This is a genomic window from Methylobacterium organophilum (genome assembly GCF_022533465.1).
Lineage (GTDB): Bacteria > Pseudomonadota > Alphaproteobacteria > Rhizobiales > Beijerinckiaceae > Methylobacterium > Methylobacterium organophilum.
The window spans coordinates 4974964-4999122 of sequence record NZ_CP092848.1 but is presented as its reverse complement, the minus strand read 5'-3'; the positions used below and the strand labels follow the sequence as shown (position 1 = coordinate 4999122).

Here is a 24159-nt window from a genome sequence, read left to right as displayed (position 1 = left end):
CGCGTTTCCGCGCCCGCCACGCCGATCGTGACGAGCGTGCCGCCCGAGGCTCTTGAAGACACCGGCTCCGGCTGGAAACGGCGGCCCCGCTCGACGGCGGCATCCTGCTATCCGCTAAAGCCCTGCCTGTCACCCGTTCTCGAACGGGGAGAGGCGCTTGCCTCCCGCTCCGCGGCCGAATCGGGCGACAAACCGCCCCGAATGTCGATTCGTGAAAAAGTTCCTTTCACCGCGGATTTTCCCGATCACGACCGCGTGAGAAGGCGACGCTTGGCATGCGAAATGCTAAACCGTGAGTGGCCGTCGATGGCTCCGACCTGTCTGAACGTGTGTCAGATTTCGAATGGTCCACGGACGAGAGACCTAGGATGACAAAATACAAGCTCGAGTATATATGGCTCGACGGTTATACTCCGGTCCCGAACCTGCGTGGCAAGACGCAGATCAAGGAGTATGAGAGCTTCCCCACGCTGGAGCAGCTTCCGCTCTGGGGCTTCGACGGCAGCTCCACGCAGCAGGCCGAGGGTTCCAACTCCGACTGCGTGCTCAAGCCGATCCGCCACTTCCCCGATCCCGCCCGCACCAACGGCGTGCTCGTGCTTTGCGAAGTGATGATGCCGGACGGCAAGACCCCGCATCCGTCCAACAAGCGCGCCACCATCCTGGACGATTCCGGCGCCTGGTTCGGCTTCGAGCAGGAATACTTCTTCTACAAGAACGGCCGCCCGCTCGGCTTCCCCGAGAGCGGCTACCCGGCGCCGCAGGGCCCGTACTACACCGGCGTCGGCTACTCGAATGTCGGCTCGGTCGCGCGCCAGATCGTCGAGGAGCATCTCGACCTCTGCCTCGCCGCCGGCATCAACCACGAGGGCATCAACGCCGAGGTGGCGAAGGGCCAGTGGGAATTCCAGATCTTCGGCAAGGGCTCCAAGAAGGCCGCCGACGAGATGTGGATGGCCCGCTACCTGATGCAGCGCCTCTGCGAGAAGTACGAGATCGACATCGAGTACCACTGCAAGCCGCTCGGCGACACCGACTGGAACGGCTCGGGCATGCACTGCAACTTCTCGACGACGTTCATGCGCGAGACGGGCGGCAAGGAGTACTTCGAGGCGCTGATGGCGGCCTTCGACAGGAACCTTGAGGACCACATCGCCGTCTACGGCCCGGACAATCACATGCGCCTGACCGGCAAGCATGAGACGGCGCCGTGGAACAAGTTCAGCTACGGCGTGGCCGACCGCGGCGCGTCGATCCGCGTGCCCCACAGCTTCGTCAACAACGGCTACAAGGGCTACCTCGAGGATCGCCGCCCGAACTCGCAGGGCGACCCCTACCAGATCGCCTCGCAGGTCCTGAAGACGATCGCCTCCGTGCCGCTCCCCGGCGCCAAGGCCGAGGCCGAGAAGGCCGTCGCCTAAGGATCTTCGAGGCCGAATACGGCATCGGACCAGAGCCGCTCCCGCCGCGAGGTGGGGGCGGTTTTTGTTTGGGCCTCGCGCCGCGCCCGGCGAAGGGGCCTTAGGCCCCGAAGATCGACCAGCCCATGCGTTTCGTCAGCGATTCCAGGGCGATGCGGCCGAGATGGGAATTGCCGGCGGCGTCGAGCCCCGGGGACCAGACCGCGATCGAGGCCTTGCCCGGGACGATCGCCAGAATGCCGCCGCCGACCCCGCTCTTGCCCGGCAGGCCGACCCGGTAGGCGAACTCGCCCGACCCGTCGTAATGGCCGCAGGTCAGCATCACCGCGTTGATGCGGCGCGCCCGCTCGGCCGAGATCACCGAATGCCCCGCCAGGGGATGCCGCCCGCCATAGGCGAGGAACAAGCCGGCGGTAGCGAGCTGCCGGCAGGACATGGCGATGGCGCAGTGGTGGAAATAGACGCCCAGGGTGTAGTCGACCGGGTTCTCGATCACCCCGAAGGAGCGCATGTAGTTGGCGAGCGCGGCGTTGCGGAAGCCGGTGCGCTTCTCCGAGGCGGCCACGGTCTCGTCGATGACGATGCCGGAATCGAGCGCCAGGAACTGCATGAAGCGCAGGATCTCGCCGAGCGCCTCCCGCGGCTGGTGGCCCGACAGGATCACGTCCGTGACCGCGATCGCCCCCGCATTGATGAAGGGATTGCGCGGGATGCCCTGCTCGCGCTCCAGCTGGACGATGGAGTTGAAGGGGCTGCCCGAGGGCTCGCGGCCGACGCGCCGCCAGAGCCGGTCGCCGACCATGCCGAGCGCCAGGGTGAGGGTGAAGACCTTGGAAATGCTCTGGATCGAGAAGGGGATATCGGCGTCGCCCCCGGCGGCGGTGCGGCCCTCCGCATCGATCACGACGAGGCCGAAGGCGTTCGGATCGGCCCGGGCCAGTTCGGGGATGTAGCTGGCGACCTCGCCCCGGTCGGGCCGCGCCCGCATCTCGTCGGCGATCTCCTGGACGACTCGGTCGAGGTCGGGCACGGCGGGCTCGCTGGTTGCGGCCGCGGCAACGCGCCCCGCGACGCGAGCGATGCGGCGTCAGGAGGACGGGGATGCTGTTGGGGACGCGCCGCGCTCGGCCCGGCGCCTCCCGGATCGGGTCAGATCGCGTCCGGACCGGTCTCGCCGGTGCGGATGCGGATCGCCTCCTCGATCGTCGAGACGAAGATCTTGCCGTCGCCGATGCGGCCGGTCTGGGCCGACTTGCGGATGGCCTCCACGGCGCCCTCCACGAGGGCGTCGGAAAGCACGATCTCGAGCTTCACCTTCGGCAGGAAGTCCACGACGTATTCGGCGCCGCGATAGAGCTCCGTATGGCCCTTCTGGCGGCCAAAGCCCTTGGCCTCGATCACGGTGATGCCCTGGAGGCCGACCTCCTGGAGAGCCTCCTTCACCTCGTCGAGCTTGAACGGCTTGATGATCGCCTCGATCTTCTTCATCCGAAAAGGCCCGACCTGAACGCTGTGATGTTAGAATTTCTACCATCCCCCATAGCGAACCGCCACGGCGATTTGAACGGGACGGCGCACGATCTGCCCAGCTCCTATGCAGATTGCGCGGAAAATTACAGCATTTCGCCGACAAATGATGGATTCTTATGCAGATGATGGATGGTGCACGGGCAGATTGGGTGCAGGGCGAGGGGGATGCGTGCCGCCTGCTCACCGTGGAGGCGATGCGGCGGGTGGATGCGGCGGCGATCGCGGGCGGCACGCCGGGCCTCGTGCTGATGCGCAACGCCGGGGCGGCCGTCGCCGAGCGGGCCCGGGCACATCTCGGCTCCGGCGGACGCGTGCTGGTGCTGTGCGGTCCGGGCAATAACGGCGGCGACGGCTTCGAGGCCGCCCGCCTTCTGGCCGAAGCCGGCTTCGAGGCCGTCCTGCACCTCCTCGGAGAACGGGAAGCGCTGACGGGCGACGCGGCCGCGGCGGCGGCCGCCTGGACCGGCCCGGTCGCGGCGATCGAGCCCCTGCCGGATTTTGCCGCCTTCGACCTCGTCATCGACGCCCTGTTCGGCGCCGGGCTGTCGCGGGACATCGAGGGCGCGGCGGCCCGCCTGATCGCGGCGCTGAACGCGGCGCGCCGTCCCGTCCTCGCCGTCGACGTGCCGAGCGGCGTCGACGGGGATACCGGCGCGGTCCGGGGCGTGGCGGTGCGGGCGGACGAGACGGTGACCTTCGTCCGGCTGAAGCCCGGCCACCTGCTGCAGCCGGGCCGGGCGCAATGCGGCGCGCTCCACGTGGCGGAGATCGGCACCGGCGCGGCGGCGCTCGCGGCCGGCCTCGCTGTGGCCGCGCCGCCGGCCTACCGCAACGGGCCGGCCCTGTGGGAAAACAGCTTTCCGCATCTCGAAGCGGCGAGCCACAAATACACCCGCGGCCATGCCGTGGTCGTGTCGGGGCCGGCCCACAAGACCGGGGCGGCGCGGCTCGCCGCGCGGGGCGCCCTGCGCGTGGGCGCGGGCCTCGTCACCCTCGTCTCGCCCCAGGCGGCCCTGGCGGAGAACGCGGCGCATCTGACGGCGATCATGCTACGCCCCTGCGAGGATGCGGACGACCTCGACGACCTGCTGACCGACGAGCGGCTCAACGTGGTTCTGGCCGGGCCGGGGCTCGGGAGCGGGGAACGTACCCGCGACATCGTCGCGGTGGCGGCCTCGGCCGGCCGGGGCCTCGTCCTCGACGCCGACGCGCTCACGAGCTTCGCCGGCCAGCTGCCTCTGCTCGCCGCCCATCTGCGCGACGGCGCGGCCCGGGCCGTGCTCACCCCCCATGCCGGCGAATTCGCCCGGCTGTTCAAGGACACCGACGCCGTCGCGGAGGGCCTGCCCAAGCACGAGCGGGCGCGCCGGGCGGCGGCGCTCAGCGGGGCGGTCGTGGTGCTGAAGGGGGCCGACACGGTGATCGCCGACCCGGACGGGCGCGTGGCGATCAACGACCACGGCACGCCCTATCTCGGCACGGCCGGCTCCGGCGACGTGCTCGCCGGGCTCGTCGCAGGGCTGATCGCGCAGGGCATGGCGCCCTTCGAGGCCGCCGCTGCGGCGGTCTGGCTACACGGGGATGCCGGCCTGCGCCACGGGCCGGGCCTGATCGCGGAGGACCTGCCCGAGCTGATGCCGGCGGTGCTGCGGGATCTCGTCCGAGACCGTCCGGTCAGGTGACCTCGAAGCTCGTCCAGAGCCCGGTGTCGAAGCGCTCCAGCACCGTCGCGCCGAGGAGCCAGCGCCCGGGATTGTCGGCGATGAAGGCGATGCGGGCGGTCTTGCCCTCGACGAGCTGGAAGGTGTCGAGCCAGTAGGGCTCCCAGCCGTCGTCGAGGGGGTGCAGCAGGCGGAAGACGTGGCCGTGCAGGTGCAGGGCCTGGGTGAAGGCGGTGTCGTTGCGAATCGCCAGCACCACGGCCTGGCCGCGCTTCACCGAGAAGGCCGGGCCGGAATCCGGCCCGCCGCTCGCCCCGTTCACCTGCCAGATCCGGGCGGGATCGCCGCTGAAGGCCGGCTCGGCGGCGGGGTTGGCCTTGTCGATCCGGGCGCCCCCGGTGAGCACGATGTCCCGGCGGAAGGCGTTCTGCAGCTTGATCTCGGCCGGCAGGGCCTTGTTCTCGGGAAGCGCCGCGATCGGCGGGCGCTTCTCCGTCACCGGCTCGCCCTTGGCGACGAGCTTGGCCAGGACGAAGCCGTTGCCGATCAGCGCGGTGATGCTGCCGCCGCCCGCCGCCTCTGCCGGCATGTCGAACATCAGGTCGTAGCGCGTGCCGGGCGGGAAGGGCAGGGTGGCCCGCAGGGGCTCGAAGGTGTCCGTCGGCTGCCCGTCCACCGCCACGACATAGACCTTGAGCCCGTCGAAGCGGATGCGGGTGCTGCGGGCGTTGCAGCCATTGGCGAGGCGCAGCCGCACCCGGGCGCCGGGGCGCAGTTCGATCGTCTCCGGGATCGGCTTGCCGTTGAGCGTGACGAGGTTGCCGAGGCGGCCGGAGGCGGCGGCGAAGGGCATCGGGCCGAAGGGGGCGAGCCGGCCGTCCTCCTCGAGCCGCCAATCCTGCATCAGCAGGCCGAGATCGTGGTCGAGGGCGGGGGGCGCCTTCTCCGCCACCACAAACAGGCCGGCGAGGCCCCGGCCGGAGGGCTCGCTGGCGCCGCCCACCACGAGGGGGCGGATCAGGCTGGTGCCGGAATCGGGGGGGACGAACTCGTAGGTGAACTCGGCCCCGGGGGCGATCGGCGGCTGCGTGACGCCGCCGACGCCGTCCATGGCGTTGCGGTTGCGGATGCCGTGCCAGTGCAGGGACAGGGGCTTGGCGGTGCGGTTGGCCACCTTCAGGCGGAAGGGCTCGCCCTGCCGGCCCCGCAGCAGGGGCGGGGCCGTCTTGCCGTCGAAGCACCAGATCTCGGTCTCCGCCGCCGGCTCCGGCCTGAACCGGACGCGGCCCGGCGCGGCGGGGAAGGCGGGGGGCGCCTCGGCCGGGGAGGGGGAAGGCGGCGCGGGCGAGGCCGCCGGCTTTCCGGCCTGCGCGAGCGCCCCGGCCGGGAGAAGCGCGGCGGCCCCGGCGAGGAGGGCGCGGCGGGAGAATCCCGGCTCGGAGGTGGGCTGCGGCGGCGGGCGGTCCGACATGACACCTCGGGATCGGGAGCGGGCACCGGCCGCGGAGCCGGGCACGGGCTTGTAGCGGCGGGGCCGGCTCCCGGCTACCGTTCAAAGGGAATCGCCCGGAGAGACACCCACCCGTAAGTTTTTTGCTGCGGCCCGGGACACGCATGCTATAGAGCCGCGCCTATACGGCGGGACGCACGCCGTGTCGCAGGCGCTCGCGGGCGTGGCGGAACTGGTAGACGCGCTGGATTTAGGTTCCAGTGACGAAAGTCGTGGGGGTTCGAGCCCCTCCGCCCGCACCAGGCCGCACGAGGCAACGGACGGCTTCCTCTCTCCAGTGAAGCCGGCTCGGCCGATCCCGTCACGAGGCGATTCTCGACCGCTGCTGCGCCGGAAGCCGGCAGCCCGCCTCCCGTGCGGGCTCCCGGCGCATACGAGATCAGTGACGACCTTTTTGAGAAGAAGCGAACCACGACGATGCAGGTGACCGAGACCACGTCCGAGGGCTTGAAGCGCGAGTTTCAGGTGCTCCTGCCGGCCAACGAGCTGGAAGCCCGCCTCGACGCCGAGCTGTCCAACATCAAGGGCAAGGTGCAGATCAAGGGCTTCCGCCCCGGCAAGGTGCCCGTGGCGCATCTGCGCAAGGTCTACGGCAAGTCCGTGATGGCCGACGTGCTGCAGAACGCCGTCAATGAGGCCAACCAGCAGATCGTCGCCGAGAACAGCCTCAAGCTCGCCCTCGAGCCGCAGATCGAGTTCCCGAAGGACGAGGAGAAGAACATCGTCGAGCGGGCGCTGGACGCCAAGGACGACCTCGCCTTCAAGGTGAAGCTCGAGCTGCTGCCGACCTTCGAGCTGGTCGACCTCTCCGACGTCACCCTCAAGAAGCTCGTCGTGAAGCCCTCCGAGGAGGAGGTCGGCGAGGCGATCGAGCGGATGGCCAAGGAGAACCGCTCCTTCGAGGACCGCGCCGAGGGCGAGGCCGCCCAGAGCGGCGACCGCCTCACCATCGACTTCGTCGGCCGCATCGACGGCGTCGAGTTCGAGGGCGGCAAGGGCGAGGACGTGGACCTGGAGCTCGGCTCCAACACCTTCATCCCCGGCTTCGAGGACCAGCTCGTCGGCGCCAAGGTCGGTGACAGCCGCCTCGTGAAGGTCGCCTTCCCGGCCGACTACCAGGCCGAGCAGCTCGCCGGCAAGGATGCCGAGTTCGACGTGACCGTGAAGGCGGTGAAGGCCCCGGGCGAGACCAAGGCCGACGACGAGCTCGCCAAGCGCTTCGGCATGGAATCCCTCGACAAGCTCAAGGAAGCCATCGAGAAGGCCATCGGCTCGGACTACGACGCCCAGTCGCGCCGCAAGCTCAAGAAGGAGCTCCTCGACGCGCTGGACGGCAAGTACGCCTTCGAGCTGCCCCCGAGCCTCGTGCACCAGGAGTTCGCGGCCGTGTGGGCGCAGGTCGAGCAGGACCTGAAGAACCGCGGCAAGACCTTCGAGGACGAGGGCTCGACCGAGGAGAAGGCCCAGGCGGAGTACCGCAAGATCGCCGAGCGTCGCGTCCGCCTCGGACTGGTGCTTGCGCAGGTCGGCGAGACGGCCGATATCAAGGTCTCCGACGACGAGGTCAATCAGGCCCTGTTCGCCCGCATCCGGCAGTTCCCGGGTCAGGAGCAGCAGGTCTACGACTTCTACCGGAAGAACCCGCAGGCGCTCGCCGAGCTTCGTGCGCCGCTGTTCGAGGAGAAGGTGGTCGACCACGTTCTCGGACAGGTCAAACTCGTCGAAGAGCCCGTCTCCAAGGAGGCGCTCTTCGCCGAGGACGAGGAAGCCGACGACGCCGCCAAGACCGAGCCGGCGGCCGAGAAGGCCGCCGAGTAAGGCCTGCCCCCTCGCAGACAGGGAGCGGGCCGATCAGGCGGCGTTAACCGAGCGCCGCCGATGTTCGCTTGAACCGAGGCCCGGTGCGATTCGCACCGGGTCCGGACCTGGAGCCGAGGGCTGACGATGAGAGATCCGGTCGACTACTTCCACAACTCGCTCGTGCCGATGGTGGTCGAGCAGTCGAGCCGCGGCGAACGCGCCTTCGACATCTATTCCCGGCTCCTGCGCGAGCGGATCATCTTCCTGACCGGGCCGGTCGAGGACCAGGGCGCCTCCCTGATCGTGGCGCAGCTCCTGTTCCTGGAAGCCGAGAACCCGAAGAAGGAAATCTCTTTCTACATCAACTCGCCCGGCGGCGTGGTCACCTCCGGCCTGTCGATCTACGACACGATGCAGTTCATCCGCTGCCCGGTGACGACCCTCTGCGTCGGCCAGGCCGCCTCGATGGGCTCGCTGCTGCTGACCGCCGGCGAGCCCGGCCACCGCTTCGCCCTGCCCAACGCCCGGATCATGGTCCACCAGCCCTCCGGCGGCTTCCAGGGCCAGGCGACGGACATCCTGATCCATGCCCGCGAGATCGAGGCCCTGAAGAAGCGCCTCAACGAGATCTACGTGAAGCATACCGGCCGCGACTACGAGACGATCCACCAGGCGCTCGAGCGGGACAACTTCATGACCGCCGACGCGGCCAAGGATTTCGGCCTGATCGACGACATCCTGCACAAGCGGCCGGAGCCGGCGGCGGCCTGATCGGCCGGTTTGGCGGGCGTGTGCGGCAACGATGTCGCAACACTCCCGCCGACCGCCGGTTGATCCTCAAACGGCCACATGCTTGCATCAGGGCTTGTGCCGTTTCGGGCTCACCCGTGCAGGCAGGTGACTGTTTCTTTAAGCGGATGCCCTTAACTAAGACCGATGCGCGTGTGCCCCTGGCTGGCGCCGCGCTTCCGAATCGGAGACCGATATGAGCAAGACCGGCGGCAACGATTCCAAGAGCACGCTGTACTGCTCGTTCTGCGGCAAGAGCCAGCACGAGGTCCGCAAGCTGATCGCGGGCCCGACGGTGTTCATCTGCGACGAGTGCGTCGAGCTGTGCATGGACATCATCCGCGAGGAGTCGAAATCCTCGCTCGTGAAGTCGCGCGACGGGGTGCCCACCCCGAAGGAGATCCGGCGCGTCCTCGACGACTACGTCATCGGCCAGGACTTCGCCAAGAAGGTCCTCTCGGTCGCGGTGCACAACCACTACAAGCGCCTCGCCCACGCGACGAAGCACTCGGATGTCGAGCTCGCCAAGTCCAACATCATGCTGATCGGGCCGACCGGCTCGGGCAAGACGCTGCTCGCGCAGACGCTCGCCCGCATCCTCGACGTGCCCTTCACCATGGCGGATGCGACGACGCTGACCGAAGCCGGCTATGTCGGCGAGGATGTCGAGAACATCATCCTCAAGCTGCTCCAGGCCTCCGACTACAACGTCGAGCGGGCGCAGCGCGGCATCGTCTACATCGACGAGATCGACAAGATCTCCCGCAAGTCGGACAACCCCTCGATCACCCGCGACGTCTCGGGCGAGGGCGTGCAGCAGGCGCTCCTGAAGATCATGGAGGGCACCGTCGCCTCCGTGCCTCCGCAGGGCGGCCGCAAGCACCCGCAGCAGGAGTTCCTGCAGGTCGACACCACGAACATCCTCTTCATCTGCGGCGGCGCCTTCGCCGGCCTTGAGCGGATCATCTCCCAGCGCGGCAAGGGCACCTCGATCGGCTTCGGCGCGAGCGTGCAGGCGCCCGACGACCGCCGCACCGGCGAGATCTTCCGCTCGGTGGAGCCGGAGGACCTGCTGAAGTTCGGCCTCATCCCCGAATTCGTCGGCCGCCTGCCGGTGCTGGCGACCCTGGAGGATCTCGACGAGGAAGCCCTCAAGAAGATCCTGCAGGAGCCGAAGAACGCCCTGGTGAAGCAGTACCAGCGGCTGTTCGAGATGGAAAACGTGGAGCTGACCTTCCAGGACGAGGCGCTCTCGCTGGTCGCCCGCAAGGCGATCGAGCGCAAGACCGGCGCCCGCGGCCTGCGCTCCATCCTGGAGACCATCCTCCTCGACACGATGTACGACCTGCCCGGCCTCGACTCGGTCGAGCAGGTGGTGATCGGCCCGGAGGTGGTCGACGGGAAGGCGAAGCCGCTCTTCATCCACGGCGACCGCAACAAGGAAGCGCCGGCGAGCGTCAGCGCCTGAGGAGGGCCCGGGGGGCCGCCGGGGTCAGCCCCGGCGGCCCCTCGCGCATCCGGACAACCCCTTCATATCCTTAGCCGGGATGCTTGAAAGCGGGGGCTTCCGGGGCCAATTCTAGCCTCAGCACGGTGGCCGCACGCTCACATCCCGAGGTGCGGTGCCGGGCCACCAGCCGCAGACGTTTCCCCCAACGCTTCCGACCTCAAGCGGCCCGGTCGGCCCCTGGCAGGATGCTTGCTCGCTTCAGAGGAGCCGCTGCCCGGCGTCATCAGAAAAGGAAGTCATTATGACTCAGTCCAAAGCGCGCCACCCCGTCGTTCCGGGCTCGACGGGCTCCTACGCCGTCCTGCCGCTCCGCGACATCGTCGTCTTCCCGCACATGATCGTGCCGCTCTTCGTCGGCCGCGAGAAGTCGATCCGCGCGCTGGAAGAGGCCGTGCGCACCGATCGCCACATCCTGCTCGCCACGCAGATCAATGCCGGCGACGACGATCCGGCCACGGACGCGATCTACACGATCGGCACGCTCGCTTCCGTGCTGCAGCTCCTGAAGCTGCCCGACGGCACCGTGAAGGTGCTGGTCGAGGGCGCCGGCCGCGCGCGCATCGAGTCCTTCGTGCGCTCCGACGAATTCTACGAGGCCCATGCCCTCACGCTGGCCGACGATCTCGGCGACCGCGTCGAGGCGGAGGCGCTCGCCCGCTCGGTCATCTCCGAGTTCGAGAACTACGTGAAGCTGAACAAGAAGATCTCGCCCGAGGTCGTCTCGGCGGTCACGCAGATCGAGGAGCCCTCCAAGCTCGCCGATACGGTCGGCTCGCATCTCGCGGTCAAGATCGCCGACAAGCAGGCGATCCTCGAGATCCCCACGGTGGCCCAGCGCCTCGAGCGCGTGCTGTCGCTGATGGAGAGCGAGATCTCCGTGCTCCAGGTGGAGAAGCGCATCCGGACCCGCGTCAAGCGGCAGATGGAGAAGACCCAGCGCGAGTACTACCTCAACGAGCAGATGAAGGCGATCCAGAAGGAACTCGGCGACGAGGACGGCCGCGACGAGCTGGCCGAGCTCGAGGACAAGATCGAGAAGACCAAGTTCTCCAAGGAGGCCCGCGAGAAGGCGCAGGCCGAGCTGAAGAAGCTGCGCCAGATGTCGCCGATGTCGGCCGAGGCCACGGTCGTGCGCAACTACCTCGACTGGATGCTGGGCATCCCGTGGGGCAAGCGCTCGAAAATCAAGAAGGACCTGCTCGGGGCGCAGCAGCTCCTCGACTCGGACCATTTCGGCCTCGACAAGGTCAAGGACCGGATCGTCGAGTACCTCGCCGTGCAGCAGCGGGCGAACAAGCTCACCGGCCCGATCCTCTGCCTCGTCGGCCCCCCCGGCGTCGGCAAGACCTCCCTCGGCAAGTCGATCGCCAAGGCGACCGGCCGTGAGTTCGTGCGCATGTCGCTGGGCGGCGTGCGGGACGAGGCCGAGATCCGCGGCCACCGCCGGACCTATATCGGCTCGATGCCGGGCAAGATCGTCCAGTCGATGCGCAAGGCCAAGACCTCGAACCCGCTCATCCTGCTCGACGAGATCGACAAGATGGGCATGGATTTCCGCGGCGACCCCTCCGCGGCGCTCCTCGAGGTGCTGGACCCCGAGCAGAACGCGACCTTCAACGACCATTACCTCGAGGTCGATTACGACCTGTCGAACGTGATGTTCGTGACGACCGCGAACACGCTGAACATCCCCGCGCCCCTCATGGACCGCATGGAGGTGATCCGCATCGCCGGCTACACCGAGGAGGAGAAGCTGGAGATCGCCCGCCGCCACCTGATCCCGGAGGCGATGAAGAAGCACGGGCTCGGCACCGACGAGTGGTCGATCACCGATGACGGGCTGATGATGCTCATCCGCCGCTACACGCGGGAGGCGGGCGTCCGCAACCTGGAGCGGGAGATCTCCAACCTCGTCCGCAAGGCGGTGAAGGAGATCCTGATCACCAAGGTGAAGCAGGTCGAGGCCAATCCCGAGACCCTGCCGGAATTCCTGGGCCCGCCGAAGTTCCGCTACGGCGAGATCGACGCGGACGACCAGGTCGGCGTGGTGACGGGCCTGGCCTGGACCGAGGTCGGGGGCGAGCTGCTCACGATCGAGGGCGTCATGATGCCCGGCAAGGGCAAGATGACGGTCACGGGCAACCTGCGGGACGTGATGAAGGAGTCGATCTCGGCGGCGGCGAGCTATGTCCGCTCCCGGGCCATCGATTTCGGCATCGAGCCGCCGCTCTTCGAGCGCCGGGACATCCACGTCCACGTGCCGGAGGGGGCGACCCCGAAGGACGGCCCCTCCGCCGGCATCGCCATGGCGACCGCGATCATCTCGACGCTCACCGGTATCCCGGTGCGCCGCGACATCGCCATGACCGGCGAGGTGACGCTGCGCGGCCGCGTGCTGCCGATCGGCGGCCTGAAGGAGAAGCTCCTGGCGGCCCTGCGCGGCGGCATCAAGACGGTGCTGATCCCGGAGGAGAACGCCAAGGACATCGCCGAGGTGCCCGACAGCGTGAAGAACGGCCTGGAGATCATCCCGGTCTCCCGGATGGACCAGGTCCTCACCCACGCCCTGGTGCGCCAGCCCGAGCCGATCGAGTGGGACGAGCCGGTCGCCACGGCGCCCAAGGCCGCCCACGAGGACGGCGCCGCATTGGTGGCCCATTGAGGGTTAGCCCATGAGGCTTGAGGCCGCACCCGCCGTGCGGCCCCTGAAGAGACGGAAGAGGCCCCCGGGTACCCCCGGGGGCCTTCTTTTTGCCGCGCCCCTTGCGCCGAGCCGGCCTCTTGCCTACCAAGCCCGTGACAAACAGGGCGGTTAGCTCAGTTGGTAGAGCGTCTCCTTTACACGGAGAGGGTCGGGGGTTCGAGCCCCTCACCGCCCACCAGTGATCTTGAGACACTTAAATGGGGTTTGAGAAGGCCCAAGATAGCGCCTTCTTTCATCACGTCCCCAAACCGCTTGATGGCCAGTTACAGTCGTCATTCAAATCGACTTGTCTCGCATCTCGGAGGGCCGCCGGATGTCTCTATATAGCCAGTTTCTAGACAATACTGGACGCCCCATTCACAAGTCCGGTCACTATTTCTTTGCCTACGAGAGGCATTTTGGGAAGTATGTAGGCCAACCGGTCACTTTCCTGGAAATTGGCGCAGGCAATGGCGGGTCCTCGCAAATGTGGAAGAGGTGGCTCGGACCTCTAGCGCAGATTGTCACCATCGACATCAACGAGGTTTGCCGGCAATATGCCGACGAACAAGTTTCTGTTCGAATCGGAGATCAATCAGATCCCATATTCCTCCAATCTCTAATCGACGAATTCGGACCTCCAGACGCGGTGCTGGATGATGGCAGCCATCAGATGCACCACGTCACGGAAACCTTCTCGTTTTTGTACGAACGCATCGCCCCCAATGGCGTATACATGATCGAGGACATGCATACAGCCTATTGGCCCGACTATGGCGGCGGACGCGGCGACCCGAGATCAATCATCGAATGCTTTAAAGGCCTGATCGACGACCTCAACGCAGACCACATCCGCGATGGATCAGTTTCTCCAAGCAATTTTACGCGGCAGACAATAGCCATGACAGCATATGATAGCATTCTTGTGTTTGAGAAAGCGCCGACAATCAACAAAAGCATGAAGATGATCGGCAATGAAAATCTGAGAGTAAATTACTAATACGCCCGAGAAAACGATGTCGTCGCTACAGCCTTGCACATCCTTATGGGGGACCAGCCAAGTTATTGAGGATGTTCCGACGACAAAAATATTCAAAAACTGTATATATTTACCTTATGCCCATGGAAGGCCCTGGGGAATAATTGACGCAGATGGCAAATTTATTTCGGAAGCCATTGACTATCGAGAAGGTCTATACCCCCCTCCAGATCAAGTTATAAGCACCGAAGCTCAACTTGATGAAATTCCATATCATCGAGAAAACACTACCTATATTTACGGCGGCCGTATAAACCCTCACTTTGGACATTTTTTGGTAAATACTCTGCCGAGATATTGGAACATTAATAAAATAAGAAGTCCAAACACAAAAATACTTTACCATGGGCCAAATAGCCCCAAGGAGCTTTTTTCGATATCTTTTGTCTCCGCAATTTTCCGCCAGCTAGGTCTAGCTCCGCGTGATTTTATTAATTTTCAACAAAATACAGAAATTTCCAATATTGTAATTCCCAGCACGAGCCTTGAAGAACAGCGCGCGGGCTACCTTTCTTATAGAGATCTGTGCGGATCTATTGGAGACAGAATACTGTACAAATTCGGAAGCAACACAGAAATATCCACAATATATTACTCCAAAACAAGGCTTAAATCAGCAGTTGGCAATATATCAAATGAGATTGATATCGAAAATTATTTACACGCCAATGGCGTACAGATTTTCTATCCAGAAATGCTCTCTTTTGAGGAGCAGATTTACTTAATGTCAAATTGCAAGAATATCATAGCCTCTTCTGGATCATTTCTGCATGCGAGTATTTTCTGCCCCCCTCGAAAAATAACATGCCTCAACGTCACAGAAAAAATCAATACAAATTATACAATAATTGATCAACTAACAGGAAACGATGCGGCCTATTATTATCCACCGGCCATTCAGGTTCTTCCGAAGACAGAAGGTTTTCTTACATCCCGCTATATTCCTGACGCCAAACAGGTAGCAGCTGAAATACTAGAACTCTCGAGGATGTAAAAAGTGCATATTAAGATTATAGAAATTTTCATAATGATACTGATAATGTTATGTCGTGACGGGCCTCTTCATGCACAAGAGAGAGCTGAGCAGAAAGATCTCAGCCATATCGTGATCGCATCGCCATCGATCGTCACCTGCCCTGCGGCGAACTGTCCCACACCACCACAAAGCAAGCCTGTCCTTTCGACGCAGGTTATCTACGGGACCACGACAAAGGATGCCACACAGCCGGAATGGCTCTCCTCGCTCGGGATGTTCGTGAATACTGGCCACCCGGACGGCCAAAAAGTGACTCAGTACCTCGGAATCGTACAGGCTCCCGGAGCCGGTACCGTTTGGTCCTTGAACACAGACGCCGTACGCAACGGCACGATGGGGGGCGCGAATAGCTTTGGCGGTTTCGTCGGCAGCGGCAAGCCGGGAATTCCGGGAACGATCGGCGAGAAAAATGGTACGATCGGTTATGAACTCGACTTCACGAACTGGGATGCGCACAGCTCACCGGGCAAGGGGCCTTTTACCGTCGGCCAGTACGTGCATGCGCAAGGTTCTTTCACCTCGCTGAGCGCGATCTACCTTGATGCCCATATGGGTAACGGCGCCCAGGCTTGGCACAACGGCCTCTTCTTCAACGGCAGCGACGTGATCGAGATGAACACGTTCATGGATGCGACCCGATCGCGCCACTCGCTCACTGTTGCAGGACAGCACGATATTGGCCTCAATACAACCATGGCAAACTCAGATATGACGGCCGTCGCTCTGAAATCGGGACAAACAGCCTGCTTCGATGGGCGATCGCATTGCATCACCTGGAGAGACGGAAAGCTGATCTATTTAAATGCTAGAGGAACTCCTGTTTTTACCATTGACGAAGATGGCAATGCGTCCTTTGCAGGAAAGGTTCGCGAAAACTCTGCGCGCTAAATCATCTGTTTAGACAAAAACGCCAGCCAAACACTTAACGCGCTGGATATATTTTTGAATATTTCATTTATACCCCGGCCCGCGTTTGCCAAAGTCCCCTCATGACACGGCATCGTGATCATTGCATCGGATGTCATTCGATCCCGCGTCGGCTCGCCCGCAGAAATGACATCGTTCTGGATATAAGATGTGCTTCGTAGCCCGGTCGGAGGAACGGAGAATGGACCTATCGCCTCTTGCAAGGTGCGGAGCCGAAGAGGCGCATAAGGCGTCCCGTTTGGCAGCGGATCGGACGATGCATCTCGATCGGGTAAAAACGACGCGGCTTCGAATTAAACTCGTAAGCGATAGCAAAGACGCCAGCGTACAAATTATTCGCCGCGCAACGCACGCCTCGTTCTCATAGAACCATGACATGTCGCTCGATCTGACCGTCCCGAAGAAGCAACCGCTGACCGCAATCGACACCTATTGTCAGGTCGTCGGCGCCCTGATGCTGCGTGACATGCAGACCCGCTTCGGCGCCACCCGCTGGGGCTGGGGCGTCCAGGTGCTGTGGCCGGTCACCCACGTGATGATCATCGCCGCCGTCATGGCCTTCCGCCACATGCCCTCGCCGATCGGCGACAGCGCCCTGATCTTCGCGGCCACCGGCGCGGCCCCGGCGCTCGTCTACCGCTACATCGCCCGCGAGGTGATGAAGGGCTTTTCCGTCAACAGGCCGCTCACCTATTTCCCCCAGGTCTCGAACTTCGCCGTCTTCGTCTCGCGCTGCCTCAACGAGATCATCGGCTCCTTCCTGGGCCTGGCGGCCATCCTGGCCATCATCGCCGCCTGCGGCGTCGACCCGCTGCCGATCGACACGATGCAGGCCCTGACCGGCTACCTGGTCGCGATCGTGTTCGGCATCGGCCTCGGCGGCATCAATGTCGGCATCGTGTCCGTGTTCCCGGGCTGGAACATCGGCTTCATCCTGTTCAGCATCCTGATCTATTTCGCCAGCGGCGTGATGTTCCTGCCCTCCTACCTGCCGCCGGAGATCTACTGGTGGATGAAGTGGCTGCCGCCGGTGCAGTATGTCGAGTGGGTGCGCCTGGGCTACGATCCGGGCCTGGATGTCGAGATCGACTATCTCTACACGATCACGGCCACGCTCGTGACCCTGGCCGTCGGCCTCGCCATGGAGCGCTACATCAGCCGCAGCCAGGGGACCTGAGGCGGGGCGGGCTCAGGGCATCGCACGCGAGGGGGATTTCCGGCGCAGGAGAGACGCGCCGGAGATCCGCTCCGTCACCAGCCCCCGCAGCCCCGCCACGTCGAAGCCCCAGACCACGCCGCCATAGATCGCCGCCCCGAGCGGCAGGCACAGGGCCAGGGCCGCGGCCGGGGGCAGGTGGCGCAGGGGCGTGAGCGCGGCGAGCATGGCGGCGCTGCCGAGGGCCGCCAGGGCGATGTCCCGCCAGGGCAGGGCGAGCCGCTCCCGGCCCGCCAGCGCGCGGATCGCCAGCAGGGCGACGGCAGCGGCGAGCCCCAGGGTCTGCGCCGCGGCCACGCCCGCCGGCCCGTAGAGCGGCGGCAGCCAGAGGATCCCCAGGGCGTTCACGGCGAGGCCCAGGGCGGCGGCGAGCACCACCGGGCCGGTGCGGCGCCGGATCTGGAAGATCGGGTTCAGGGCGTAGTGCATCACCGAGAGGCACAGGATGCCCGGCAGCAGCAGCGCCGTGTAGAGGGCGAAGGGGCCGCGATAGGCCTCCGGCACCAGCAGGCCCTGCAGGGCCGGCGTCACCGCCCAGTAGCCGGCCGCCGCCGGCAGCAGCAGCGCCACCACCACGCCGAGATTGCGCGAGACCTGCGCCTCCGCCGCGACGCGGCCGTGATGCTCCTCGGCCCGCACGGCGAGCTGGAACAGCAGCAGGTCGAGCGCCGTGCCGAAGGTGGTGAAGACCCGGCCCCCGAGATCGGCCGCGAGGGCGAAATAGCCGGCCTCGGCGAAATCGGAGGCGGCAACGATGGCGCCCCGGTTCACGAAGGGCAGGAGCTGGTAGATCGCATTGGCCGCGATCAGGGGCAGGCCGTAGCGCGCGAAGAGCCGCAGGGTCTCCCGCGCCCGGTGCGGGCTCACCGCCACCTTCGGGTCGCGCAGGGCCGCGCGCATCACCAGCACCGCCAGGAACTGGCTCGCGCCCCCCGCGAGAAGGACCCAGACCGGCTGCGGCAGCAGGAGGGCGGTGCCACCCATCAGCACGACGCCGAACAGGTTCTTCCACACGACGAGGCGCAGATAGGTGCCGCCCACGAAGCGGGCCCGGGCTAGCGCGGCGTGATAGTCGAACAACCCGATCGCCAGGGCCGCCAGCGCGGTCGCCGCCGCCACGGCGAACCGCCCCTCCGGTTCGGGATCGATCCGGAGGCCGAGGCCGCCGCAGAGGGCCGCCGCGGCGAACAGGGCAAGGCCGGTGACGGCATAGGCCCGGTCGAGCCCCTGCCGGATCCAGGGCTCGGCCTCGCGCACCCGGGCGGAGTAGAACCGCGTCGCCGACAGGCGCAGCCACTCGAACAGGAGGGTGTTGAGCACCACGGCGCCCGCCGTCGCCAGGGCGAAGCGGCCGAAATCGGCCGGCCCGAGCAGCTTGGCGATCAAGAGGCCGAGGACGAAGTTCAGCCCGGCATTGACGACGAAGGCAGCCAGGACGGCCATGGATCGGGTCGCTTCCGCTTGTCCGGCGCCGCAACCGCGCCGGCCGCATCCTCGCGGGCAGCCGCGAAGAAAGGCTGAACGGCCCGCCCGGCCGTCGAAGGCGTCAGCCGACCTGCGCCAGGGCCTGCTCGATATCCGCGATCAGATCCTCGGGATCCTCGAGGCCGATCGAGAGACGCACCGTCTCCGGACCGACCAGGGCCGCCGCCCGCTCCTCGGGACGGAGCTGGCGATGGGTCGTCGTGGCGGGATGGATCGCGAGCGACTTGATCTCGCCGATATTCACGAGATGCGAGATCAGGTTGAGGCTGGTGATGAACCGCAGCGCCGCCGGCTCGCCGCCCTTGAGGGCGAAGGTGAAGATCGAGCCCGGCCCCTGGGGCACGTAGTGGTTGGCGAGCGCCTCGCCCTTCTGGCCGGGCAGGGCGGGGTAGCTCACCCATTCCACGGCGGGATGCGCCTTGAGATAGGCGGCGACCGCCTTCGCGTTGGCGCAGTGGCGGGCCATCCGCAGGGGCAGCGTCTCGATGCCGGTCAGCGTCAGGAAGGCGTTCATCGGCGAGAGGCCGGGCCCGAGGTCGCGCAGGCCGAACAGGCGGCAGGCGACGGCGAAGCTCATCTCGGGGAAGCGCTGCGACACGATCAGCCCGTCGTAATCGGGCCAGGGATCGTTGATCAGGTTGTAGCGGCTACCCTGGGACACCCAGTCGAAGCGGCCGGCATCGCAGATCACGCCGCCGATGGTCTGGCCGGAGCCGCCCAGGAACTTCGAGGTCGAGTGCACGACGATGTCGGCGCCGTACTCGATCGGCCGGATCAGGGCGGGGGAGGCGAGGGTGTTGTCGACGACCAGGGGCAGCCTGTGCCGCTGCGCCACCGCGGCGATGGCTTCGAGATCCATCACCGTGGCGCAGGGATTCACGATCGATTCGCAGACGATGGCCTTGGTCTCGGGGGTGATCGCCGCCTCGAAGGCCTCCGGCGTGATGTCGGCGGCGAATTGCGGCTTGAGGTCGTAACGCCCGTCGAGGCGGCGCATCAGGCCGAGCGAGCCGCCGAACAGGCGGGGCGAGGCGACATAGGCGTCGCCGGACTGCATCAGCGTCATCAGCACGAGCAGCACCGCCGACTGGCCGGAGGAGACCGCCACCGCGCCCTTGGCGCCTTCCAGGGCCGCCACCCGGCGCTCCAGGGCCGCCACGGTCGGGTTCGAGCCGCGCGAGTAGGAGAAGCCGGTCTTGCGCATGGCGAAGATGTCGGCGGCCTGCTCGGTCGAATCGAACACGAAGCCGTTGGTGAAGTAGATCGGCTGCGCCCGTGCGCCCGTCGCCGGATCGGGAGCCGCGCCGGCATGGACGGCCTGGGTGGCGAAGCGGAGCGTCGGGGTCTCGCTGGACATGGGGTCGGGATACCGTCTGGGGTCAGGCTGCCCGCCGGACGCAGGCCTTGAGGGTGCGTACCAGCATCGAGGGCGAATAGGGCTTGGGAATGAAGCGGGCGCCCTCGGGCATGTCGTTCGGCCCGGGCGTGCCCATCCCGGACACGATCAGCACCGGGATCTCCGGCCAGCGCAGGGCGACGAGTCGGGCCAGAGCGAAGCCGTCCATCGAGCCTTGGGGCATGTCGACGTCGGTCATCAGGACGCCGACGTCTCCGCTCTCCTCCAGGACGGTCAGGGCCTTGTCCGCGTGCGGCGCCTCGAGAACCTTGAAGCCGGCCTCGGCGAGCGTGTCGGAGGCCTCCATCAGCAGGAGGCCGTCATCCTCGACAAGAAGCACGACGGGCGGCTTGGACGGGGCGTCTGTCATCAGGCTCGGGGGCACTCTCGCGTGGGCCGCTCTTCGGGGCCTAATTCGCGGGTCCCACGAGGTCAAGGACGGCCGTCCTTCGGGCGATACGGCCGGTGGAAAGGCGATTTGCCGGAGGCTGCCCAGGCGAAGACGGCGATTTTCGGGAGCCGAAGCCCTGTCAAGCGAGCCGGCAAAGAAGAGGAGCCATGCATCCGTCGCGGGGGACTTTCCCCGTGACGGCCCCTATACGGCGCCTCCCCGATTCACACGCAGCAAGCAAATCACCCCTCCACGATGGCCGCAGCACTCCGTACCCGCACCCCCTGGACGAAGGACCAGACCGACCTGGCAATCTCGCTATGGGTCGCGGGCCGGGACATCGCGGAAATCGCGGCCAAGACCGGGACCCCGGTGGCGGAGATCATGAGCCGCATCGCCGACGCCGCCGCCCAGGCCGGCCCCGATGCCGACGCCGTGGCCGCCGCGGCCGCCCCCGTCGAGCCGGTGGTGGCCGCGCCGGTCAAGGCGAAGCCCGCCGCCCCCAAGCCCAACATCCTGAAGCCGACCGTGCTCAAGCCCGTCGCCGAGCTGCGGCCGGCCGCGGCGCCGAAGCCCATCCCCGCCAAGCCGGTCGTGGCCGCGAAGGCGGCCCCCGCGCCCATGGCGGCGGTGGCGCCCAAGGCGACCGCTCCCAAGCCCGCAGCTCCGAAGGCCGTGGCCGAGACGCCCGTCGAGACCGTCGCCGCGGCGCCGAAGCCCGAGCCCCGCAAGCCGATGCCGCTGCCCGCCGACGTCGCCAACGACGACATGCGGCTCGAGAACACGGACGAGGATGCGGCCCTGCCGGCGATCGCCGCGCCCGTGGTCGGCCCGATCCGCACCGCGGCCCGGCTGCTCGTCGCGGCCGATGGCGGCGAGGGCGTGCCCTTCATGAAGGCCACCGCCTTCGAGTGCCACTTCCCGCTCTGGGCCGACAACGAGCAGGCCTCGATCGAGGCCAAGCGCGTCTGCGGCTGCCGAGTGCTCGCCGGCAAGAGCTGGTGCGCGCATCATCTCCAGGCCGTGTTCGAGCCGCCGCGCAAGCCGCAGCCCCGCGTCGCCTGACATCCGGGCGACGGCCCGCTCCGACAGGCCGGACGCCGGTTCGCCCCGAAGGTCGGACCGGCTTTTCCCGGAAAGCCCATTCGCTAGACAGTCCAACTCCATTCGAAAGCAAATCTCGCCTGCAATCGCCTCCTGACGACAATCGCCGAGACTTCGCCACGACAGTCATCCCGTAACATGTAGATCGGGACGTTCCGGCATCTTTGCGTTGTCGCCCTCTCTACGTCAGGAATCGGACAAATCTGCGTCAATTTGCCTCCCTCTCGCGGCGGCCGATCTTTCCTCTTCCGCGGACCGGCCTCGCTCAAGCTCGCAGACGGGCAGGGCGTTTACAACCTTCAATAGAATTATCGATCGGCGGGCCGAAAGCTCTTCCGGCGCTCCAGACGATGAGCCGGCAGTCGAATTCTCGCCGAAGGGCCGTTCAACCGACCGCCACGAATACAACCTGTGCGCCATTTACTCGGGAGAGGTCGAAAAGAGCCCGTCGCTCAGGTTGCCCGATTCATCGCGGCTTTAACCAACCGCTCAATCAACTCGGACGAGCGGAGCAAAAAGAGTTCTTCACCGTTGTGACTCTCTGGTGGGACGGCAACCACTAGGGACACCATGTCGGTTCAGATCAAGGGCGACGGCGATTCCGACGTGATGTACCGCCTCCTGGTGCAGAGCGTGACGGACTGCGCCATTTTCATGCTGTCCGTCTCGGGGACGGTGACGCACTGGAACGCCGGCGCGCAGCGCATCAAAGGCTACGACGCGGACGAGATCGTCGGCCGGCATTTCGACTGCTTCTACACCGAGGCGGATCGACGAGCCGGGCTGCCCGAGAAAGGACTTTCGGTGGCCCGCAGCGAGGGCCGCTTCGAGTCCGAGGGCTGGCGCCTGCGCAAGGACGGAACACGCTTCTGGGCCGATGCCGCCATCCATGCCGTCCATGACGAGACCGGCACCCTGATCGGCTTCGCGAAGATCACCCGCGACCGGACCGAGCGGCGGCGGACCGAACTGACCCTCTCGGCCACCCGCGCCAAGCTCGATCTCGCCCTGTCCAACATGGTCAACGGGCTTTGCCTGATCGACGAATCGCAGCGGCTCGTCCTCAGCAACGAGCGTTTCTCCGAGATGCTGCACCTCCCGCCGCAGGACGGAATCCAGGGCAGGAGCCTGTCCTCGGTCATTTCGGCGGCGCTCGGCCGCGCGCAGGCCAGCGCCTATGTCGAGCATCACCTCGGCGCGGGCCTGTTGCACGACCCGGCCCCGTATGAATTCCGTCTCCACGGCCGCATCCTGTCGGTGACGACGCGCGCCATCGCGAGCGGCGGCTGGGTCTCGACCTTCTCCGACATCACGGAACACCGGCACAGCGAGAACCGGATCCGTCACCTCGCCGAGCATGATGCGCTCACGAATCTCGCCAATCGGGCGACCTTCCACGCGCATCTCGGCCATGTCCTCGGCAACACCAAGGTGGCCCGCGCCGTCTTCTGCGTGGATATCGACCGCTTCAAGCTGGTCAACGATACCCTGGGGCCCTGTGCCGGCGACCGACTGCTCCAGGCGGTTGCCGGGCGCCTGCGGGAGATGTTCCGGGGCAACGACCTCGTCGGGCGCGTCGGCGGCGACGAGTTCGCCATCGTGCTGAGCACGGCCAAGCCGGCCCATCTCGGTGTGATCGCGGACCGCCTCGTCACCCGGCTCCGAGAGCCCTTCCTGCTCGACGGCACCACCGTCAACATCACCTGCAGCGTCGGCATCGCCGTGGCCGGCCCCGGCGTCGCGACCGTCGAAACGCTCCTGCGGAACGCCGATCTCGCCCTCGACAAGGCCAAGCAGGACGGCCGGGACCGGTCCTGCTTCTACGACGAGAGCCTGGGCGCGCTCGCGGCCGTGCGCCTGGATCTGGAGCGGAGGCTACGCCGCGCCCTGGAGCGGCGCGAGTTCGCGCTGCACTACCAGCCCGTGATCCGCGCCAAGACCGGCGAGACCGTCGGCTTCGAGGCATTGCTGCGCTGGCGCGGGCCGGACGGGCAGATGGTGCCGCCGGCCGCCTTCATCCCCCTGGCGGAAGAAGCCGGACTGATGCCCGAGATCGGGGCCTGGGTCCTGGAGGAAGCCTGCCGCAACGCGGCCTCCTGGCCGCAACCGCTCACGATCTCCGTGAACGTCTCCCCGATGCAGCTGCGCAGCGCGCATCTTCTCACGACGATCGCGGCGGCGCTGGAGCGGAGCGGCCTGCCCGCCCACCGCCTGGAGATCGAGATCACCGAGACGGCGATCCTGGAGAACCGGGAGACGGCCCTGGACCTGCTGCGCCGCATCCGGGCGATGGGCATCCAGGTGGCCCTCGACGATTTCGGCACCGGCTACTCGTCGCTGAGCTTCGTTCACAGCTTCCCGCTGACCCGGATCAAGATCGACCGCAGCTTCGTGCGCGATCTCGGGGAGGACGCGCGCTCGACCCAGATCGTGCGGGCCATCCTCGGCCTCGCCCGCGGCCTCGGCCTCGCCGTCACCGCGGAGGGGGTCGAGACCCAGGAGCAGTTCCGGATCCTGCGCAAGGAGCGCTGCCCCGACGTCCAGGGCTTCCTGCTTGGCCAGCCGGAGGCCGTGGCCTGCCCTTTCGAAGCCCCGCGTAGCCTGCGCCAGTTCCCCCGCCCGACGGAATCCTGCCCCCAGGCCGCCTGAGGGACGGGCCGC

At 66.3% G+C, this 24159-nt stretch carries 18 protein-coding genes and 2 tRNA genes; 14 read left to right on the top strand and 6 right to left on the bottom strand.

Annotated elements, in window-relative coordinates; all coding sequences use genetic code 11:
- Positions 1 to 368: 368 nt before the first annotated feature.
- Complete coding sequence (locus MMB17_RS23620; RefSeq protein ID WP_238310153.1) at positions 369 to 1421, top strand: glutamine synthetase beta-grasp domain-containing protein; 1053 nt, start codon at positions 369 to 371, stop codon at positions 1419 to 1421.
- Positions 1422 to 1521: 100 nt separating this feature from the next.
- On the opposite strand, the gene MMB17_RS23615 is transcribed toward MMB17_RS23620, so the two are convergent.
- Complete coding sequence (locus tag MMB17_RS23615; protein WP_241100476.1) at positions 1522 to 2451, bottom strand: glutaminase; 930 nt, start codon at positions 2449 to 2451, stop codon at positions 1522 to 1524.
- Between the two features lie 119 nt (positions 2452 to 2570).
- Positions 2571 to 2909 (bottom strand): P-II family nitrogen regulator, encoded by a 339-nt coding sequence (locus MMB17_RS23610; protein WP_147727910.1) that lies wholly within the window; start codon positions 2907 to 2909, stop codon positions 2571 to 2573.
- A 164-nt stretch (positions 2910 to 3073) separates the two neighbouring features.
- Between MMB17_RS23610 and MMB17_RS23605 the strand changes: the two genes are divergently transcribed.
- Positions 3074 to 4633, top strand: coding sequence for an NAD(P)H-hydrate dehydratase (locus MMB17_RS23605; protein ID WP_241100475.1), 1560 nt, complete (start codon positions 3074 to 3076; stop codon positions 4631 to 4633).
- On the opposite strand, the gene MMB17_RS23600 is transcribed toward MMB17_RS23605, so the two are convergent.
- On the bottom strand, positions 4626 to 6083 hold the full coding sequence (locus tag MMB17_RS23600; protein ID WP_241100474.1) for a multicopper oxidase family protein: 1458 nt from the start codon (positions 6081 to 6083) through the stop codon (positions 4626 to 4628). The genes MMB17_RS23605 and MMB17_RS23600 overlap by 8 nt on opposite strands.
- A 196-nt stretch (positions 6084 to 6279) precedes the next feature.
- Here MMB17_RS23600 and MMB17_RS23595 point away from each other — a divergent pair.
- The 10 genes from MMB17_RS23595 (at position 6280) to MMB17_RS23550 (ending at position 17083) form a co-directional block, all read left to right on the top strand.
- Positions 6280 to 6364, top strand: a tRNA-Leu gene (locus MMB17_RS23595).
- 175 nt (positions 6365 to 6539) lie between these two features.
- A complete protein-coding gene (gene tig / locus MMB17_RS23590; protein ID WP_238310157.1) occupies positions 6540 to 7940 on the top strand; it encodes a trigger factor in 1401 nt (466 codons plus the stop codon).
- Between the two features lie 126 nt (positions 7941 to 8066).
- A complete protein-coding gene (locus tag MMB17_RS23585; RefSeq protein ID WP_238310158.1) occupies positions 8067 to 8693 on the top strand; it encodes an ATP-dependent Clp protease proteolytic subunit in 627 nt (208 codons plus the stop codon).
- A 214-nt stretch (positions 8694 to 8907) separates the two neighbouring features.
- Positions 8908 to 10179, top strand: coding sequence for an ATP-dependent Clp protease ATP-binding subunit ClpX (gene clpX, locus MMB17_RS23580; protein ID WP_238310159.1), 1272 nt, complete (start codon positions 8908 to 8910; stop codon positions 10177 to 10179).
- Positions 10180 to 10462: 283 nt separating this feature from the next.
- A complete protein-coding gene (gene lon, locus MMB17_RS23575; RefSeq protein ID WP_241100473.1) occupies positions 10463 to 12883 on the top strand; it encodes an endopeptidase La in 2421 nt (806 codons plus the stop codon).
- A 144-nt stretch (positions 12884 to 13027) separates the two neighbouring features.
- Positions 13028 to 13103: transfer RNA gene (locus tag MMB17_RS23570), tRNA-Val, on the top strand.
- A gap of 135 nt (positions 13104 to 13238) precedes the next feature.
- Complete coding sequence (locus tag MMB17_RS23565) at positions 13239 to 13904, top strand: class I SAM-dependent methyltransferase (protein ID WP_241100472.1); 666 nt, start codon at positions 13239 to 13241, stop codon at positions 13902 to 13904.
- 16 nt (positions 13905 to 13920) lie between these two features.
- The gene (locus tag MMB17_RS23560) at positions 13921 to 14937 is read left to right on the top strand and encodes a glycosyltransferase family 61 protein (protein WP_241100471.1); all 1017 of its coding nucleotides are present in this window, start codon (positions 13921 to 13923) and stop codon (positions 14935 to 14937) included.
- 3 nt (positions 14938 to 14940) lie between these two features.
- A complete protein-coding gene (locus MMB17_RS23555; protein WP_241100470.1) occupies positions 14941 to 15867 on the top strand; it encodes a hypothetical protein in 927 nt (308 codons plus the stop codon).
- A gap of 415 nt (positions 15868 to 16282) precedes the next feature.
- The gene (locus tag MMB17_RS23550; protein ID WP_238314862.1) at positions 16283 to 17083 is read left to right on the top strand and encodes an ABC transporter permease; all 801 of its coding nucleotides are present in this window, start codon (positions 16283 to 16285) and stop codon (positions 17081 to 17083) included.
- Between the two features lie 12 nt (positions 17084 to 17095).
- Here the strand turns inward: MMB17_RS23550 and MMB17_RS23545 are convergent, their stop codons facing one another.
- The 3 genes from MMB17_RS23545 to MMB17_RS23535 form a co-directional block, all read right to left on the bottom strand.
- Complete coding sequence (locus MMB17_RS23545; protein WP_241100469.1) at positions 17096 to 18565, bottom strand: lipopolysaccharide biosynthesis protein; 1470 nt, start codon at positions 18563 to 18565, stop codon at positions 17096 to 17098.
- Positions 18566 to 18668: 103 nt separating this feature from the next.
- Positions 18669 to 19964, bottom strand: coding sequence for an O-acetylhomoserine aminocarboxypropyltransferase/cysteine synthase family protein (locus MMB17_RS23540; RefSeq protein ID WP_241100468.1), 1296 nt, complete (start codon positions 19962 to 19964; stop codon positions 18669 to 18671).
- Between the two features lie 22 nt (positions 19965 to 19986).
- On the bottom strand, positions 19987 to 20373 hold the full coding sequence (locus MMB17_RS23535) for a response regulator (RefSeq protein ID WP_238314875.1): 387 nt from the start codon (positions 20371 to 20373) through the stop codon (positions 19987 to 19989).
- 276 nt (positions 20374 to 20649) lie between these two features.
- Between MMB17_RS23535 and MMB17_RS23530 the strand changes: the two genes are divergently transcribed.
- The gene (locus tag MMB17_RS23530) at positions 20650 to 21459 is read left to right on the top strand and encodes a hypothetical protein (protein ID WP_241100467.1); all 810 of its coding nucleotides are present in this window, start codon (positions 20650 to 20652) and stop codon (positions 21457 to 21459) included.
- A 609-nt stretch (positions 21460 to 22068) separates the two neighbouring features.
- Positions 22069 to 24147, top strand: a complete 2079-nt coding sequence (locus MMB17_RS23525) for a putative bifunctional diguanylate cyclase/phosphodiesterase (RefSeq protein ID WP_241100466.1) — start codon at positions 22069 to 22071, stop codon at positions 24145 to 24147.
- Positions 24148 to 24159 lie beyond the last annotated feature (12 nt).